This is a genomic window from Paenibacillus sp. PastM-3, from assembly GCF_029893965.1.
In the GTDB taxonomy this organism is placed as follows: domain Bacteria; phylum Bacillota; class Bacilli; order Paenibacillales; family Paenibacillaceae; genus Paenibacillus_AQ.
Map to the genome: position 1 here is coordinate 519933 of NZ_JARXXP010000002.1, position 18433 is coordinate 538365.

Consider the following 18433-nt stretch of genomic DNA (forward strand, 5'->3'; position numbering starts at 1 on the left):
GCAGCTATGGTATGAAAAAGACCTCAATTCCGCTCAGCAGAGCGTGTTGAGGTCTCTTTTTTAGTTCTCAATAACCCATTCTCCTTCGCCCTTTGGCTCCTCGAAGCCGCTAAGAAAGGTATTTAACAGCTCCTCAGTGATCGTAAAAGCAGCATTCGCATCAAAACGCTCACTCCGGACCTTCAGCCGCCTCCGCAGCTCATCCGGATGCACCTTCAGGTAGATCAGCTTCCACTGGCCTCCCGCCTCTTCGATCAGCCGCTTATACTTATCCCGTTCCGCCTTGCTCCAGAAGCTGGAGTCCACCACAGCCGGTTTATTCTCTTTAATACACTGTACAATCTGATTGTGCAGACTGAGATGCGCCTCATTCAGATACTCCCGGTACTTCTCGGCCGGATAGTCGATCCCGTACCGCCCATGAACCGCCCACACCTCTTCATCAATAGACAGGCGTGTGAAGCCGTACGGCTCTATTTGCTGCGAAAAGGTCGTCTTGCCCGAGCCCGCTATCCCGCACATCAGCACAACCAAAGGCTTATCCGAATCATTGTCTGGGCCGAGCAGCTGTTCCAGGTCTGATTTTTGTAACATTGTGTGTCACTCCTTATCTGGCAGTTAGCCTATGAACCAGGTTTCGTATCTCCGTGCTTAGTCTTGGATTGGCCGGATACACCGCTTCAATAAACTCTAAAATGCACAGTGCCGATTCCGGTACACGATCATATCCCTGCAACATACCGCCAAGCTTTTCGACAAAACCGGGGTACCGCTTCTCTAAACGGCGCTCATTCCCGAAGGGATCGGGGAAGTAATCGACCTCCGGCTCCAGCAGATGAAGCACCGACAAAATCCGGTCGATCGCATGCCCCTGGATAAACCGCGCAGCAGATAGGCGCTCTCCCCTGGCATAACGGCCCAGTCCCACATACAGGTTGGTTAATGCTTCGTTCAGCGGAAAGTCCAGGGAATCACTCTTTTGACTCGGCAGCGGTCTGCGCGGTTTGGCAATGGCCGTGTTGCTGTACAGCGGATCCTTCCACACCACCCGGCCCTCCGTATAAGCGGCATCTGTCAGCTCCCGCTCCTCGAATATCGCGTATTCCCCATAAATCCCGTCCTCGAACAGGATTTTGCAGCCCACATCGGAGTTTTTAAAAGCATACGCAAGCGGATACGTCTCCTCCAGCCAATCCAGCCGGTCAATATACCTGTCCTTCTGCCCTGCTTCCACAATAACAAAAAAATCCAAATCCGAATACTCATCCATCCGCATGAGCTCCACCCCCACTGACCCCACACCCAGCAGCAAAAGCGCCCCTCCCTTACGTCCGAGCGTCTCCCCAATCTCATCCAGCCTTTGTAAAAGCAACTCTGTCCGCAGCACGCTAATATTCCTCCCTATGTCGGAATGCAAAAAGGGCCCAACCCACACTTCTCAGCGAGGTTGAACCCTAAGGTTACATTGCCTTTGATTTTCTAGAGTTAAAATAGCATTGGTTGGGGGTGGGTGTCAATTGATCATTACTTAGGGTGAAGTCAAAAAAACTATTTAATCGACCCTTTAGCTCGCCTTTAGCTCGAAAGTAATTAACCAAATTATGTACATCTATGTTGTGATGATGTAAATGCACCTTTTCAAATCCACTTAATCGCTCTGCATATGTTTTATCCGGATTACCATAATGAAAATGAAATTCGTTTTTTTCAACCAATGATTTCTTATTCTTTTCCAAAAAGACTTCTTTCAAATCTAGATAATTGCGAGGAATATCACTTGGAACTTCCTTAAGGAATGGAATGAGCCATTTATTTTGATCATTAGATTCTTCATTATCTTTATAAACCGCAATTAAGTTTATAACCTGATAAGTAGGCGATCAATCGTTTCCAACGGTTGATTATTGATTCGCTTCATAAATTGACTCACATGAAGCCGAATCTTGTAAAATTTTTCGAAAAAGATGTTGTTCACCACATCCGCTTTGAGCCACAGCCATAACCCTTCTGATCTGAAATCCGGTAGAATTCTTTTAATTTAGAGTAGGGTGTCTACTTATGATATGGCTCATCTTAACGAGTCTATCGGCGAAAAACGCTTGGCGGCCCAGTGGCCGCCAAGCGTTTTGATTAGTTTTAGCTTGCTACAATATAATTCTTTGTCTTGATAGCCTGATTGCCTCAGGCTGCTTTAAAGATAGCAGGCCCTGCTATTCATCGGATACGCCAAGCGCTTTGTTCCGTTCTTTATACCTCTCATTATGCGACGATACATAAGCCATTCTCGGCGCTTCGGGATCCAGGTACCGTTTGGCGCTGTTAAGCGCTAAGGCCGCATCCGTGAACGCCCCTGCAATGAGATTGAGCTTGCTTTCGTAATTGGCGAAGTCGCCGGCCCCGAAGATGCCCGGCAAGTTGGTCTCAAGTCTTGGGCTGACGAATATGTTCCAGTCGTCCATATCCAGTCCCCAATCCTTGATACCTGTAAAATCGGACTTCAGCCCGTGGTTGACGATAATCTCGTCTATTTCTAGCTCGCGTGAGTCCCCTGATTCGATATGGGTGATCTTCACCCGTTCAATCGTTTTTCCGTTGCCGCTGTATAACTGCGTGACTTCATATGGCGTAAGCACAACGGCAGAAGAATCCTTCATTCGAATAATGTTTTTCTCATGTCCACCGAAGCGGTCACGCCTATGCACGACTGTGACTTGAGCAGCGATGGGGACCAGCTCGTTCGCCCAATCGACAGCGGAGTTTCCACCACCCGAAATAAGCACTCGTTTTCCCCTAAAAGGCTCCAGTTCCTGCACCGTATAGTGCAGATTGGACACTTCATAGCGCTCAGCCCCTTCCAGCTCCAGCTTCGCCATTCGCAGAATGCCGCGGCCGATAGCCAGAATGACCGTGCGTGTCCAGTGCTTCTCCCCCGTTGCCGCCTCCAGAATATACGTCGAATCCGCTTGTTTCTCCAATCCGATAATGTGCTGGCCGAATACAATTGTCGGCTCGAATGTCTTCGCCTGTTCTGACAGTTGGGCGATTAACTTCTCGCATAGGATCGGCCCAATCCCTCCAACATCCCAAATCATTTTCTCCGGATAAATAAGCATCCGCCCGCCCAGCTCGTCTTTCGCTTCTATTAGCTTCGTCTTCAAATCGCGCATTCCACTATAAAAGGCAGTATACATTCCCGCAGGACCACCGCCGATAATCGTCACATCGTATAATTCAAGCTGCTCAGTCAATCGATCTCCTCCTCCAACCGGCTCATGTAACGTCCATGCTATGATAATCATTATCAACATAATTGTAGCTTCGGCAACGTGACAATAACAATGGACAAAATCGACGGTTGCTTTATACAAAATAGAGGAGGCATACCATTTTTAGTCGCAAGCAAAAAGAAATCAAGCTAACGATCGCAGTATATCATCGATTTTTTTGCTATTGGAGATAATTCCGTTATTCATCCACGTTAGAAAGTCAACCTCGTAGACGCGGTTGTTTCGTACAGCGGGCAGATCACACCACTCTGGCTGTCCCAGCAATTCCCTCTCCGATCCTTCTGCTTGGCTATGCCATTTATCGAAAGTAACGAACAGATGATCCGCAGTTAGCGTACGCAGGTCCTCTACAGAAAGATTGAACATGCCCGGCCTATTCGCTTTTAAAGCTACACCTACTGCGGAGTGCGAGCGCAAGCCGACATCGCCATAGAGAACAGTCGAAACAAAGCCTTGCCCTTCTTCCGTATATTGAATGATTTGGTCCGCCGAGATACGCAAAAAAGCGACCGTTTCACCTTTCATAACCTGACTCAGCGTATGACTCGCAGTCCGCGCTTTGAAGTCATACTTTGCGATAGCATCGTCGGCCAACTCCATCCGGCCAAAATAATCGGCGACGGTACGCAGCAGCGTACGCCAATTACTAGACTGCTCACGCAGGATACATGTGTCGGATATGCGTCGAAACTGAGAATATTGCTGCTGCTCGTAACGATCCATAAGCAATATCAAATCCGGCTTATAACCGGAAAGCGATTCAAAGCTGTCGTCATTTTCGTCGAACGTCGGAATATGATTTAAGCCTAGATAGTCTTGTTTCCCCCATTTTGCATGCCAATACTGGACGATGGGCTGCATACCTAGCGCGACTATGAAATCCTCCAAATACGGCGCTACTACTCTAAGCTGTCCTTTACGGCTACGACGGTATTGCCCGGGCGACATGCCTACTGTCTGCTTGAAACGACGATTGAAATAATATTCATTGTTGAACCCTGCATTCAGTGCAATATCGAGCAGCTTGTCATCGGCTCTTGCCAGCCACATCTTGGCTTGATTAATCCGTACTTCATTCAAATACTGGAGCGGTACTTGACCCGTAGCCTCTTTGAACAGTCGGGTATACTTCCAGCGATCAATGCCTGCGAGGGAGGCCAGCTCCTCTACGGTCAGAAGCTCTTGGTAATACTGATGAATATGCTGTATGCTAAGCTCCACCCCATACCGCTCGATATCTGGTCCCTTATCCTCGTCTACAGGTGCATTTTGGCGGAATAGAAAGAGCAGCAGCTCCTGAAATCTCACAAATCGTTGGAATAGCTCGAGCTCATCGCTCGTCCCGCGAAGTCTATATAACTCATCAAGCAGCTCCATCGTCTTCGCGAACGGCGAACAGACAAGCTCTTGCTTATTCGGCAGCAAGCTCGAAGCTGTATCATGGCCACTAATGGCGAAGCACACTCGGTAATAACTGCATCTCATAATCTCTTGATCAACAGATACGGGCCTTCCAGGCCCCTGCAGATAACATTTTCCTTGTTCCGTCCCGCTCATTATAATGAGCAGTTCATAGCCTTCCTTATCGTTACTATCGCCGCCGTCCAAATCACCCATTTCCGATTGCTCGTCCGCAACAATTAAGCGGATCGATTGCAGGACATATTGAACTGAGGGTGCAGTCCCAGCTTGTTTGCACTGTTCAATATCCATCATTACTATCAACCGCCTCTTAATTGATATTCATTCTCAATGAATATAGTGTAAATCATAATAAGCCGCCTATCAACCATCGTTGATAGGCGGCTCTTTCTCAATTATGGCGATGGATCCCGCCATTGAACTTATTCACTCTTATTTTCTACTGAGATGCCAGCAATCGAAGTAAATCATCCATCTTCAACCCGTTAGCCGTAATGGCTCCCGTCTGCCAATATGATCTCTCTACGGGATATACATGGCCGTTCTTAAATGCAGGAACGGTCTGCCATATCGGATCTGCCTTCATTTCCTCAAGCGCTTTCGCGTTGCTCTCATCCTCCCACGCCCCGTTGGACGGAAGCAAAATAATATGGTCTGCATCAAGCTCCGGAACAACCTCCTTCGACAAGACGATATTGCCCTCCGTCATCGCCTCGGCGAACGCCGGTGCTTTCAGCCCAAGATCCTCATACAAGATTTGTCCGACAAACGTGTTATGAACACCGAAAATATTAACCGATTTATCTACGACGTTCATCCGCAGAACAACAAGCTTCTCATCGCCAATCGCCGCGTTCAGCTTCGCCTTCACATCGGCAATACGGGCTTCGTAATCCGCAAGAACCTGCTCCGCCTTATCGCTGAGACCAAGCAAATCGGCGATTAAGGTCAATGTTTTACGCGTATCCGCAAGTACATCGTCCGGCAAACGGAACGTCGGCGCAACCTTGGAATAGAGCTCGTATTGTGCCGCATCGACCTCACCGGCTCCGATGATCAAGTCCGGCTCAGACACAAGCAATGCTTCGATGTTGCCGGTCACGTCGAACAACGGCACGTCCAGCTTCAAATAATCCTGCTTACCCCACATTGGGTTATAATATTGCACAATAGGCGTTACCCCAAGCGCAACCAAATAATCTTCACGATAAAGCGCTGAGATTCGCTTAGGATTTGTCGGAATCTCTACCTTTCCGAAGCCATCGGTTACGACGCGCGTCTCCGTCTGAGCCGGAGCTTCGCTTGGCGCTGCCGTTGTCTGTGCAGACTGATCGGAATTCACCGTAGCCTCAGCTTGGTTGCCTGTCGAGCCGCAACCTGTCACCGTAATTATTGCTGCCGTTATAAGCGGTATCCATCCTATTTTCATAAATCCCGATCTTGCCATGAATTAATCCACTCCTATAAGTTTTATGTTTTGTAGCAAAACAATTTACCAATCTATAATGATAATCATTATCATTTGTAATGAGTAGATTGTACCCCACATTGAATTTCATGTTCAATACACATTCTCTACGGATGGCTTTATACAAATTCATCACTTCCTTATTAAAGAAACAATAAAGAGCCTCTTCTACAGAGAAGAAAAGGCTCTCGTCGATTGCTTATTTCATTCCCTCCGCCAGTTACCCATGGAGGGCTTTACACACCTTATAGCAATTAACTTAAATTTTGCCCTACTTGTGATACGGTACATGGCACGATCAACAACCACATCAGCCTTTTCATTTCATTAATTTTTCATTAAATTCCTCATTAATTAAATATTCCAAATAATACTAATTATTTTATCGGATCATAATCAGGAATTCATAAGTTAAAAAAATCAATATAAACAAAAGAAGCCTGCAACTATCACAGACTTCTCCTTGTTTAGAATTGCCTATTCGCATCTGTATACTTTATTGCGCAACTGGAGCTATAAACATTTCTGTTACCTCACTAAGCGACAGCACCGTCGCGTACTTCGCGTTCAAGTCGAATAAATTGGTGCAATGCGAGAAATACGAACGATCAAAGCAGCAATCGTCAACTACGAATGTGGTGAAGCCGTTCGAATGCGAGTCCACGGATGTTGCACGTACACAGCCGGATGTGGAAACCCCGCACACGATGACCGTATCGACCCGCTCCTTAACCAAATAAGCTTGCAGCGGCGTTTGAAAGAAGGCACTCGCTTTCGTTTTCTCCAGCACCCATTCCCCTTCGATCGGGGCAATAGACGGAGGGAATTCATTGTACATTCCTTCCATATTTAGTCTTTTCTTCGACTTAACGGCTCCGCCGGCAAATTGCGTGTCGTAAGGGTTCGTCCTGGAATATACGACGGGAAGCTTTCGTTCACGAAACAACGCGATAAGTGCGGCAATATGCGGCATCGCTTCCCATGAGGCGGGTCCGCAGGCAGTAGGATACTCTTGAATCGCTTGCTCCAATGTAAGCGATTCGGAGCCGGTGAAGCCGTAAGTCACGTCTACGACAATAAGCGCCGCGCGCTCCCCCAGCTCAGCCTTCTCGAAAAAGCCCGCTCTCTTGTATGTTTTCTGTTCAGCTTCAGGGATGACTTCCATCCATTTTTTCATTATAAAGACTCCTTCACAGTCGATTATGTTCCAACTTGACGCAGCGGGGCTTTGCGCGGCATTCTCGCCGACAACAGCAGGACCAGCACACCTATGGCTGCGCCGACAATTGCAACGACATGAAATTGAGCCGTCGTTACCTGCTGGCCGAAAGCGATCCCGAGTAAGCTTGAGGATAGGATCGTGCCTAAGTATCGGGATGTCATAAACAAGCCGGATGCGATGCCGGTCTCCTGCGGGTCTGCAAATGCGAACAAGGCGGTCTGAAGCCCCAAATTATTAAACCCGTTGCTGATGCCTAGTACGGATAGCACAGCGAATAAGTAAAATGGTGAACTGTTATTGCCTATGGTCAACAGCAGCAAGGTACCAAAGATAGCGCATATCGCCCCTACTAGAAGCACCGATTTGGAAGATTGAGTCCGATCAATCCACCGTCCAGCAAGCGGCGACACCACGACGCTGAAGCCAGCGATTGACAGCATGACGACGCCAGTCACATCAGCTCCAAAGCCTTGCACCTTCTGCAAATAAGTCGGTACACCGAAAAACATCGAATAAAACAAAATATTGACCAAGATGAACTGAACGTATACGAGACTGACATTCACGTTTTTCCGCAAAGACGATACGTTGACGAACGGTGCCGACCGACGGGTTTCATGCCGAATAAACCATAACACAGCAATAGCGAATATCAGCAGCAGCCACCAGTTGGCTTGCTGCTCCAACGATAGGAGAAACATCAGCAGGCCTATGATGGAGACAGCGAATAACAGAATGCCGCCGACATCGGGTGCGGCCGGCTTATTCACTGGCCGCTCATCCTTCGGAAACGCTCGAATCGCCAGGATGAACGAAGCAATGATAAAAGGAAAATTGATGAAGAAAATAGCCTGCCAATCCCAATTGAAAATGAGAAAACCACCGATGGAGGGACCGAACGCCGCCGAGCTGGAAGCGAAAATATTTAGCACACCTAGCGACTGAGCCTGTTTCTCAGTAATATGTTTGCGCACGGCAGCCATGCCAGCGGGATAAAGCGTAGAGCTTCCCACTGCTTGAATCATCCGGAAGACGATCAGCCAGCCGAAACTCGCAGCGAGCGGCGCCAGCATGGAAGCCACGGCGACAAGTCCGAGCCCGATCAGAAACATCCGCTTTTGTCCCCAGGTGTCGGTCAGCTTCCCCATAACCGGTTGACCGATGGCGCTTGCTAAGTAATAAGTAGATATAAGCCATGTCGAATCTGCAAACGTTAGTTCAAAATCCCCCTGCAAACGTGTTAACGCTACCGAGATCATAGAAGAATTCAATGGGTTTAACAAAATTCCGAAAGCTACTGCTATAAGTAGACGCAAAACGCTTCATCCTTTCAGCCTGCGATGTTATATCATGATAGCACGGCAAGGCTGGCTGTCCAATACGAGGAGACCTGCATCTTCGCCGCCCTAGTGCTGCTCCGATTCATGCCACGAGCTTAGCAGCCGTTTGGACAGCAAATTAATCAGCAGGAAGAATACGATGCCTATGACGGACGCTGTGAGACCGCAGGCAAACAAATAACCGGTTTGAAGCCGTGTTGCCGCAATCGTAATCGCGTACCCAAGCCCTCCATTGCCGCCGCCAATCCCGGCGATATATTCGCCGACGATTGCGCCAACAACCGACATCGCGCACGAAATTTTCAAGCCAGCCAAAATATACGGCAACGCTGCCGGCAAACGCAGCCTCCACATCGTTTGCATTTTCGTTGCATTATACAAATAAAACAAATTTTTCATGTTTTGCTCGGTCGATTTTAATCCAGTCAACGTATTGGACAAGATCGGAAAGAAGCTGATCAGGAATGCGATGATCACAATGGCGTTCATACCAGCCCCGAACCAGATCACGATAATCGGGGCGATGGCAACGATGGGTACAGTTTGCAAAATGATCGCGTACGGATACACGCCTCGTTCCACCGATTTAGATAACGCCAGCAATACGGCCAGCCCGATTCCGAGCACGACGCTCATCGCAAAACCCAGCACCGATTCGATGACTGTCACTCGTACCGAGCTGAGCAGGCCGCTCCAGTTCGCTGCGGCCGCCTCGTAAATATTAGAAGGCTTCGGCAAAATATAGAACGGAATATTGGCCAGTCTCACAATGATCTCCCACGCGCCTAGAACCAGGACCAGCACCGCAATCGCCGGAAATATTCGGAGAAGGGCGCGCTGCAGCGCGCCCACGCCTTTGCGGATAAACCCGAACAAGGCTTCCGATCCGTTCCGGGACTCCATGCCCGAATTCACATCCGATATAAGCTCCGCCTTGTTTTCCATTTCCATTTGTACATTCTCCTTTCCGGGTTAGTGCTGAAGGCCGAGCGAAATTGTTCGCACCAATTCGCTGAATTCATGTGTAGTCCGAAACTCGTCATGCCGCGGGAACGCTACCGGCACGTCCACGATATCGGCAATTTTCCCCGGTCGCGGCGTCATGACAACCACCCGCGTCGATAAAAAGACAGCCTCAAACACGTTGTGCGTAATAAACAATACACTCATTTGCTTATCCTTCTGCCAAATGTCCAGAAGCTCATCCTGCAGCGTTTGCCGCGTAATTTCGTCCAGTGCTCCGAATGGTTCATCCATGAGCAGCAGCTTCGGTCTCGACACAAGCGCACGGGCAATGGACACCCTCATCTTCATCCCGCCGGACAGCTGGCGCGGCAATGATTTCATATGCTCCTTCAGCCCAACCAGCTCCAGCACGCGCTCGGCTTCTTCGATACACTGCTTCTTGGGTACTCTCCGCAGCTTTAACGGCAGCATCACGTTATCCAACAGATTGCTCCAAGGGAGCAGCGTATGCTCCTGAAAGACAAACGCAATGTCGTTATGCTTGCGGGCTTCCTCGGGATTCGTCTGCAGAACGGCGAGCTTGCCATCCGTCGGTTCAGTTAAGCCGGTTATCATATTGAAAATGGTTGATTTGCCGCAGCCCGACGGACCGACAAAGCATAGAAACTCGCCTTCGCCTACTTCCAAAGTGGCGTCCTTCACAGCGATGGTGCCGTTCGGGTATATCTTCTCCAAGCTATCCATCATGACAAGCTGATTTTTTGACATCTCGTCAAGCTGCTGTATTTCCGCTTGCGCGCTCACTGCGATCACCTCCATTTTGCGTATTCGTAAAGCTCTATAAGCCGTTACTCCGGCAAATAGTCGGTCGTAAAAATTTGTTCCGAAGGGACCGGTTCCTTTAGCGCTCCGATCTCCGCCAATTGCTCGATTAACGTGTCCCAACGCTCCTTGCTCATATATCCGACGCCATGCGTACTCGCGTCGCCGCTAAACACGAACCGGTCCTGGAACGTAGACGCATAAGCGAAGCCTTCCAAAGACGCATTCGCATTTTGCTCCAAAATGACCGGATTGATTTCGTCGGAATGGTCCTTGTAGTAGTCCCACCCTTTCAGTGTAGCCGCAATATAAGCCTTCACGATATCCGGATTGCTCTCCAGATACTTCTCAGTCGTAAACAACACCTGGTCGTAAGTCGCATAGCCGGATTCCGAGATTAACAGTGTATCGGTTTGGATGCCCTGCTGTTCCAATGCAAACGGCTCATTCGTCAAATAAGATTGCGTCACCGCATTCTCATCCGCTACGAAGTTGGACGGGTCTCCCAGGTATGACAGCTCGGTTACATTTTCCAATTTGTATTTATGCTTAACATAATCCCAGAAGGTGAAGCCCGGCGTCGTATAGACCGTTCGGCCGCTCAAGTCCGAAAAATCTTTGATTCCTGCGTCTTTATGACTCATGAAGATAAGCGGGCTATTCTGATATCCAGCCATGAGCCCAATGATGGGAATGCCCTCAGATTTGGCGAGCACCAGTTTGTCGCCTGTCGTGTAGCCGAACTCTGCTTTGCCTGAGGCCACGATTTGAATCGAAGACACTTGCGGACCGCCTGGTTCAATCGTGACGTCCAATCCGGCTTCGTCAAAATACCCTTTGGATATTGCGGCAAATGTGCCCCCTTGCTCCGGCTGCGCGTACCAGGATAAAACGGTTTTCACGCTCGTAACTTTAGTTTCTGTGCCGCTCTCCGAGCCAGCCGCCGACGTTTCTGCCTCGGAAGGAGAAGATGCGGTATTCCCGCCGCAGGCCGAGATAACCAACACTGCTGCGCAAATCATACTGAATAATGATACCTTTTTATTCATATGGAATCCCCTCCGAACCTCTCTATTTTGATACCGATTGTTTCAAGTATGATTCCTTATAGTGCTCGATAATTTCTCCGCCGGTCGCAATCCAAACGTCTTCCCGGCTCGTGATATGCTTGAGAGCCTTGTCGAGATATTTGCTGCGGTGCGGATGGCCGATCAGGAACGGATGAAGGCAGATTGACATCACGCGGCCAGTCGAAGCGCCATCTTCGTAAAGAACGTCGAACTGATCGATAATCATCTGCGCGAATTCCTCCGAGCTCCGGTGCAGACCCAGAAATGCCGTAATATCGTTAATCTCGATCGAGTACGGAATGGAACATAGACTGTTATTCCTCACCTTCATCGGATACGGCTGATCATCGTTCACCCAATCGGCCACATACTCGAATCCTTCCTCAGCGAGTAGATCCGGGGTGTTGAACGTCTCCGACAACGCAGGTCCAAGCCAGCCCTTCGGTGCTTTCCCCGTCGCCTTCATGATCGTATCCCGCACATCGCGGATGATGGCCCGTTCCTCCTCTTCCTCCATCCCGACCACAAATCGTGAATTCGTTTGCCCGTGGCCAAGCCATTCCCATTCGAGCTTCATGCCCGCTTCCATAATTTGCGGATACAGCTCGCATACTTCAGAGTTGAGCGTCGCCGAGCCTTTAACACCGTACTTTTCCATGATGTCCATCATACGCCACACGCCGACGCGGTTCCCATAATCACGCCACGAGTAATTCAAGACATCCGGCACAAGACCGGTCGTCGTGCTGACGATAGGCGTTCCCCCCATATCGAAATGAAAATGCTCAATGTTCGGGATGACCCACAGCGCGACACGGGCGCCGTTCGGCAGGTGATAAGGCTTACGGTCTACAAGCGGAGAGTAATCAAAACGAGAATGGTTCATGGACAATCACTCCTTCAACGAATTGTGTTATAAAACTTAACCAAACTTACTCAAACCTTGTCATAATTATATAAGATATTTACCATCCGTCAATCCGTTTTTTCGAAAATATATAACACAAATGTAACATTATGAGATTTTATACTTGTTTTCATTTTTTTATGTTAGATAAGATAACACTAGTCTATTATACTTAGCGGTTTTTTAACACTTGAAGTATAATGAAATGAGATTTACATCGTTGATAGGAAGGGTGCGTGCGCGTCATTTTAGTACCAATCAATGAAGCCGCGAAGCTGCTTGGAATCTCCTCCACTACATTAAGGCGGCTGGAGCAGGATGATACAGTCAAAGGCTATGGAATCCGGGTTTACTACACGCCCGGGGGGCAACGGCGGTATTCTACCGATGAAATCGAGCAATATTTCGTCACGCGGGGATTTTCGGGGCGGTTCGGGTTCGGCAGCAGACCTGTATTGCTCGTGATGGACTGCAGCACCGCTTTTACAAACAAAGAATCGCCGATGCACGGCGATTGGGATAAAGAAGTGGAAACGATCGGTAAGCTTGTTGACACTGCTCATGAAACGGGCGTTCAAGTCATTTATACGCATTCTTATAATAAAACCGACGATCCCGCGCTTCGTATCTTTGCCAAAAAGGTTCCTGGCATGCAGGCGCTCGCCACAAATCCGAACGACATTGTGCTGGATAAACGAATTCGAACCCGAAAGAGCGACCGGACCCTATATACGAAATATTACTCCGTCTACTCCGATTCAGATTTGCTGCCTATTCTCCGCGAGACGTCATGCGACACGCTTATTCTATGCGGGTTTTCCACCAGCGGGGCGATTCGGGCAATGGCGACGGAAACCATTCAGCACGCCATTCGTCCAATTATTCCGGCCGAAGCGGTGGGGGATCGAGATGAATTTGTGCATCGCAACAATCTGGCCGATATCGATCGGAAGTTCGGTGATGTACTCCCTGCAGGAGAAGTGATCCGATATCTGCTCTCGAGAAAGAAATAAGAGCCGCTACAAGAAAAAGTCCCGATGAATCAAGCTTCATCGGGACTAGTCATAACTTTATCCTATTCTCCATTCCTGCACTGCTACAGGTTCAATAGAAACTGCACCGTTTTATCATAAAACCCTGGAAGGCCTTCATGCCTCGATAACGGTGGCAAATTTTGCAGAAGAACGAATTCGCGGGTCTTTGTCTCAGCTTCTTAGCAATATTCTACTAAAGACTTGTCTAACACCCTAATTCTAACAATCCACCCGGATCACCGGGCAGATCGCTCTTATAGACCCTTATGAGGTACGCTTCAAATGGTATGTGCTTTTTTTCGGAGGTACCTTTTTCATCACATGCTTGCTCTTTTTTTTGACCAGTCCCAGTTTCTTCATTCTCATTTGCAGTGCTTTTTTCTTTTTTACATGTAGACGCTTGATCAGTTCTAACCGCTTTATAGAACGGTATTTGGCGCGAATCATTCTTTTCTTTCTCAGTCTCAATCTGCGTCTTATCCGTAACCGTAACGATCTGCGGCGTTTCCATCTGTGCGGCTTTACGCTTATGTTCTGCGGGGCCGGGGCTACCGCTTCAACGACCGGGTTTTCAGGTAGCTGTATTACTACAGGCTGAATTTCTGAGACGGGCGGCTCAGGCGGGATGTTGGCCTGCTCCGGTTCGTAAACCGGTTCTGATGCAAGTTCTCTAGCCCACGGGGTCATGGCAAGGAATTTAGCGTATAGCGGTGCTGCGGGTGAATCAATATCCCACCATTTGTTGTCCCCGGCGAAGTGAACAATTTTGTTCTCTAACTCGAGTTCAGCATGCGCGAATGTATTAAAGCGCTGATCCATTTGCAAATAGTTGGAGCTATAAACAGAATTCAGAACATCCTGATCAGGCATGGTCATCGTTGGATAGCTGCGCAAGAAATGGAGCATTTCTTCATACCAGGTCTGTTTATTGCGGATATTGTCCAGATGAAACAGAATTACCCCTGAGTTAAAATACAGCTCTGCACAAAGGCCAAGTGAAGTAAAGTACTCCAGCAAATTTTGGCCTTGATCCAGCACTGCGCCCAAATACCGTTCTCCCAGGTCGATGCTCCACAATTCGTTAATATCCATATTAACCAAAATGTCGCAGTCCAAATAAATAACCCTGTCGGTCTGAATAAATAACGGAAGCAACAAACGGTACATACTAGCTATTGTCCAATAGTCGATCTTGTGCACGCCGGAAGCAATTTCATACATATCCCCAGGAATTGTAATATGATAAAAAAAGATGTTGTGGTGAAATAGATCCACCAACTGGCTGAGTTTACCCTTGTTTTCTTCACTTAAGGAAGTATCATGCACAATGTGCACATTAATCGTTTGCTGGGTATTGGAAAAAACTGATGCCAGAACAACACCCGCGTGCTCCGTGTAGCTCCCGTCTTTATCGTTGATCGTCAAAACCAACTCAATCATTTTCAAGGATCACCTACCCTTAAAAGTACTTTTGTGTAGCCGCCTTATGCATTAGACTACTCCAAGTGTATGTGATTACCCCAGTGATTGGATTGGACTAATCCCCCGTACGGATCCGATTTTATTGTGAATCATTCTGCAAATCAGGATGGATTCTTGTAACCGTTGCACGATCCCCCAGAACATGACGGGCAGGCTGCTCCTGAATTTCTTGTTCAATCAAATGAACATGTGATCCAAAAACGCTCCCCTCCGCATGAACATGGGACAACCACAGCTGATCCGTCAAAATGCTAGAACGAGTGTCCGAATCATCTTATTTCCCATATGAATTATCCTCCGTTGATACACCGTGAAGCTGTTGCCCCTTTAAACCCTATAGTGGCTATAGGGTCAATACCGATCTTCTCGATTGAGGCACCAGCTAGGGGTCGAAAAGGACGCACAAATTCACCGCTTGTGCTGGTCCAGTTTCCTGCCGTACTTTTGATGCAAACGGATCTTCGCTTCCTCCCAGCTAGGAATAGTTTCGGCATCCCAGTGGACGGCATCCAATTCATCTCCAATTCGGCGTGCGATCCGCATGGCCTTGGCGTGATTGCCGTGATTGCGGTATTCCAGCATGCGATCCTTCTTCTCCCATACCGACATCGTCCAGCCTACTCTCCAACTGTCGCGTGTGAGGTCGGAATGTAGCAATCCGGCAGCCTTATTCAGTTGCTTCGTTGACCGAACGATGTGGTAAATAAAAAAACGGGAGCACCCACATGCCCTTCACTCGCACCCGTGTCACTGAAATCAACAACGAAATCGCCCCTTCCACGAAGCATCCATTCTCGGTTTACAATTAGAAATAATACCCCTTCCGGATATCATCTAAAAGGGTAGGATGTACTGGATTCCATCCCAAACGCTCCTGCGTCAACGCACTGGACGCCGGATTATCCGTTGTCGTGAAGGGCGCAAGCCATCCGAAATGTTTACCTGCTTCTTCAGCTCCAATGCCTTGGGCCGGCAAGTTCAGATGGAGGCCCAAAGCCGTGGCGATCTCTTGAAACGGAATGCCCTCTTCGCTAACCGCATGAAACCGGGACCCTGCCGGAGCTTGTTCTAAGGCGAGTCTAAAAAGGCGCGCCGCATCCAGTAGGTGCACGGATGGCCAACGGTTGGTTCCGGAGCCTGTATAGGCGGAGAAACCCTTCTTGTGAGCGATGTTCACCAGATTTGGGAACAAGCCCGTCTTATCGCCTTCACCGTGTACGATCGGTGGGAGGCGTACAATCGAGGAACGTACCCCCCGATTCGCCAAGTCTAAGGTGGTATGTTCAGAAATGACGCGTAATCCACCTGGGGATTGAGGATCCCCAGCACTGTCCTCCGTTCCGATACGGCCGGGAGTGAGCGTCATCGTAGGTATCGCTACGACAAGCGCCCGGTCACCGGCGGGTAAGGCGGTGCCAAGTGTCTCGATGGCTCGCCTGTCGGTCTCAATTGCAGCCTTCATAAATCGCATCACCACATGACGAGGATTCCCGCCGAATAAAACTCTAAGCCGAGTTGGAAGGCCCGCATGCGAGAACTTGTGGAAGAAGGCCAAATGAATGACCCCGTCTACTGCAGCAGCCACTTTCCGCAAGCCTGCTAAATCCTCAATCGAACCGATTTGAACCTGGGCACCCAATGCCGTAAGCCGTCTACCGGCTTTTTCAGAACGGGCAAGACCAACCACTTGGTGACCGGCATCCAGCAGTTCGCGAACGACCGCCCCTCCGATGAAGCCTGTCGCCCCTGTAACCAATACACGCATTTTCAAAAAGCCCCTTTCCTATCGGTAGGATGTTTACTCTAAGTATAGGGGATTGACCACTGCGGTCTTTGCCTTTTCCGTCGGAGTTTTTGCCTGATTCAACAGATTCCGCCGCTTAATAAAGAAAAATCCGCTGGGCGCTATGCCCGCGGAAATTGAAAAACCGTTTACGTGTGCGTTTCACTTCAAATGTTGCTGGTCCTGACGCCACCTTGTGATATCTCTAGTTGGAGGGCACCCAAAAAATCGGCTGTAATCGCGGCTAAATTGGGAATCGCTCAAATAGCCCACAAGCCGGCTCGCCGTAGTTGCGTCAATGGAGCTGGATAACATTAGACGCCTCGCCTCTTGCAGGCGCAGCACCTTTTGATATTGCAGAGGGCTCATCGCAGTAGCCGATCTGAAATACTCGCGAAACGACGATTCGCTCATATGGACCAACTCCGCCAAATCCGCTACTTTCCACGGCTGGGAAAAGTTATTTTGGAGCCAATCAATCGCTTTTGCAACCTGCTGCATGCCCGATTCCGCCAGAACAGTCTCGGCAACATAAACACCGATTGGGCTACGGAGGAGGCGGATATAAATCTCGTCTTTCACCAACGGAGCCAGCATTTGAGCATCATCGGGAGAGGACAGACAAGCCATTAATCTTGCAGCGGCATTCATCATGGCCAAATCTGCTTCGATGACGTAGCACGCACTGCGATTGCTAACCTCCGGCAAACCATTAGGAAATACCATCGGCAGCAACGAAGCAATCCTTTGCGGATCAAGGTATAAACCTATCCCCAAGAACGGTGCTTGGGGGCTGGCCTGCATGATTTTCATCGCAACCGGCAAGGCAACGGGGGCAATATACATTCGCGAAGCATTATACTCATAAGCATCCTTGCCTACGGTAATTCGCTTTTTCCCTTGCGCTGCAATGCAGATTGTCGGCGAGAACATGGTGTGAACATCATCCGCCGCTTCTACTTGCGAATATCGGTTCACATACAGACCATGGATCGGTGAAGCATAGGTCCCATCCTGCGAAGTATGCGTGTAAATCAAACTTGCCAACCGGGCTGCTTCACCATCTAGCGCTGACTTGGCCTCGTCTAATACAGATACATCCTCATATTTATGGTTATTGGCCATGTTCACAAGCAACTTCCTCCCCCTCAGATGTAACGGGATTATAGGCATGCATTCAGATACATCATTATTTTGTAGCACAAATAAACTTGCAGAAGCCAGTTTACGCACCGTTTCGAGCGGAGCATGACCTATCCAATTCCTAAGGTCTTCATACTGTAACTACTGGCCCCTGCGAGTTTTTCTTCAGAAAACTTATCGATACTTGTGGTACAGTTCACTGTATCGGTTGATATGGTGATTAGATTAAGATAAAAAGAAATTCTTTCATATATTATCTTCAAAAAAGATTTTATCGATATACGCCTGGTGCGTTAAAATATTTCTCAATCTATATGCACGTGATAGATCACAATCAATTTGTCTTTCAAGGTGTTCTAAGTATTCAAAGAACCAGAGCTTCTTTCCCCTTAATTGCATGTACTTGTTCAGAAATCCAATATATCTTTGGTTCAATGCGTCGCCTGAAAAAATACATCTGCTTCATGACTTAGATTATTTCTAGATT

General features: G+C 48.5%; 16 protein-coding genes. 1 reads left to right on the forward strand and 15 read right to left on the reverse strand.

The genetic code is table 11. From position 1 onward, the window contains the following. Positions 1-60: 60 nt before the first annotated feature. The 11 genes from M2108_RS06050 to M2108_RS06100 form a co-directional block, all read right to left on the reverse strand. Entirely contained in the window at positions 61-594 is a 534-nt protein-coding gene (locus tag M2108_RS06050) for a P-loop nucleotide/nucleoside kinase family protein (RefSeq protein ID WP_277467915.1), read from the reverse strand. A 13-nt stretch (positions 595-607) separates the two neighbouring features. Beyond that, entirely contained in the window at positions 608-1387 is a 780-nt protein-coding gene (locus tag M2108_RS06055) for a hypothetical protein (protein WP_277467914.1), read from the reverse strand. A gap of 823 nt (positions 1388-2210) precedes the next feature. After that, the gene (locus M2108_RS06060) at positions 2211-3248 is read right to left on the reverse strand and encodes an NAD(P)/FAD-dependent oxidoreductase (protein ID WP_277467913.1); all 1038 of its coding nucleotides are present in this window, start codon (positions 3246-3248) and stop codon (positions 2211-2213) included. A gap of 162 nt (positions 3249-3410) precedes the next feature. After that, on the reverse strand, positions 3411-5003 hold the full coding sequence (locus M2108_RS06065; protein ID WP_277467912.1) for a helix-turn-helix domain-containing protein: 1593 nt from the start codon (positions 5001-5003) through the stop codon (positions 3411-3413). 145 nt (positions 5004-5148) lie between these two features. Beyond that, complete coding sequence (locus M2108_RS06070; RefSeq protein WP_280767956.1) at positions 5149-6156, reverse strand: ABC transporter substrate-binding protein; 1008 nt, start codon at positions 6154-6156, stop codon at positions 5149-5151. A 517-nt stretch (positions 6157-6673) separates the two neighbouring features. Further along, a complete protein-coding gene (locus M2108_RS06075) occupies positions 6674-7354 on the reverse strand; it encodes a cysteine hydrolase family protein (RefSeq protein WP_277467910.1) in 681 nt (226 codons plus the stop codon). 23 nt (positions 7355-7377) lie between these two features. Then, positions 7378-8715 (reverse strand): MFS transporter, encoded by a 1338-nt coding sequence (locus M2108_RS06080; protein ID WP_277467909.1) that lies wholly within the window; start codon positions 8713-8715, stop codon positions 7378-7380. Positions 8716-8805: 90 nt separating this feature from the next. Next, positions 8806-9684: an ABC transporter permease gene (locus tag M2108_RS06085; protein ID WP_481856861.1), complete on the reverse strand. Its 879-nt coding sequence runs from the start codon at positions 9682-9684 to the stop codon at positions 8806-8808. A 27-nt stretch (positions 9685-9711) separates the two neighbouring features. Beyond that, entirely contained in the window at positions 9712-10473 is a 762-nt protein-coding gene (locus tag M2108_RS06090; RefSeq protein WP_277468308.1) for an ABC transporter ATP-binding protein, read from the reverse strand. Between the two features lie 80 nt (positions 10474-10553). After that, positions 10554-11576, reverse strand: a complete 1023-nt coding sequence (locus tag M2108_RS06095) for an ABC transporter substrate-binding protein (RefSeq protein WP_277467907.1) — start codon at positions 11574-11576, stop codon at positions 10554-10556. 22 nt (positions 11577-11598) lie between these two features. After that, positions 11599-12483: a polysaccharide deacetylase family protein gene (locus M2108_RS06100; RefSeq protein ID WP_277467906.1), complete on the reverse strand. Its 885-nt coding sequence runs from the start codon at positions 12481-12483 to the stop codon at positions 11599-11601. A 257-nt stretch (positions 12484-12740) separates the two neighbouring features. On the opposite strand from M2108_RS06100, the gene M2108_RS06105 reads away from it, so the two are divergent. Then, positions 12741-13517: an isochorismatase family protein gene (locus M2108_RS06105; RefSeq protein ID WP_277467905.1), complete on the forward strand. Its 777-nt coding sequence runs from the start codon at positions 12741-12743 to the stop codon at positions 13515-13517. 285 nt (positions 13518-13802) lie between these two features. Here M2108_RS06105 and M2108_RS06110 read toward each other — a convergent pair whose 3' ends face one another. The 4 genes from M2108_RS06110 to M2108_RS06125 all read right to left on the reverse strand — a co-directional run bounded on the left by M2108_RS06110 (position 13803) and on the right by M2108_RS06125 (position 17928). Then, positions 13803-14978 carry a glycosyltransferase family 8 protein gene (locus M2108_RS06110; protein ID WP_277467904.1) on the reverse strand — a complete coding sequence of 392 codons (1176 nt, stop codon included), beginning with the start codon at positions 14976-14978 and terminating at the stop codon, positions 13803-13805. A gap of 450 nt (positions 14979-15428) precedes the next feature. Next, a complete protein-coding gene (locus tag M2108_RS06115) occupies positions 15429-15629 on the reverse strand; it encodes a hypothetical protein (RefSeq protein WP_277467903.1) in 201 nt (66 codons plus the stop codon). 196 nt (positions 15630-15825) lie between these two features. Then, the gene (locus tag M2108_RS06120) at positions 15826-16785 is read right to left on the reverse strand and encodes an SDR family oxidoreductase (RefSeq protein ID WP_277468307.1); all 960 of its coding nucleotides are present in this window, start codon (positions 16783-16785) and stop codon (positions 15826-15828) included. Between the two features lie 180 nt (positions 16786-16965). Next, entirely contained in the window at positions 16966-17928 is a 963-nt protein-coding gene (locus M2108_RS06125; RefSeq protein WP_277468306.1) for an AraC family transcriptional regulator, read from the reverse strand. Positions 17929-18433 lie beyond the last annotated feature (505 nt).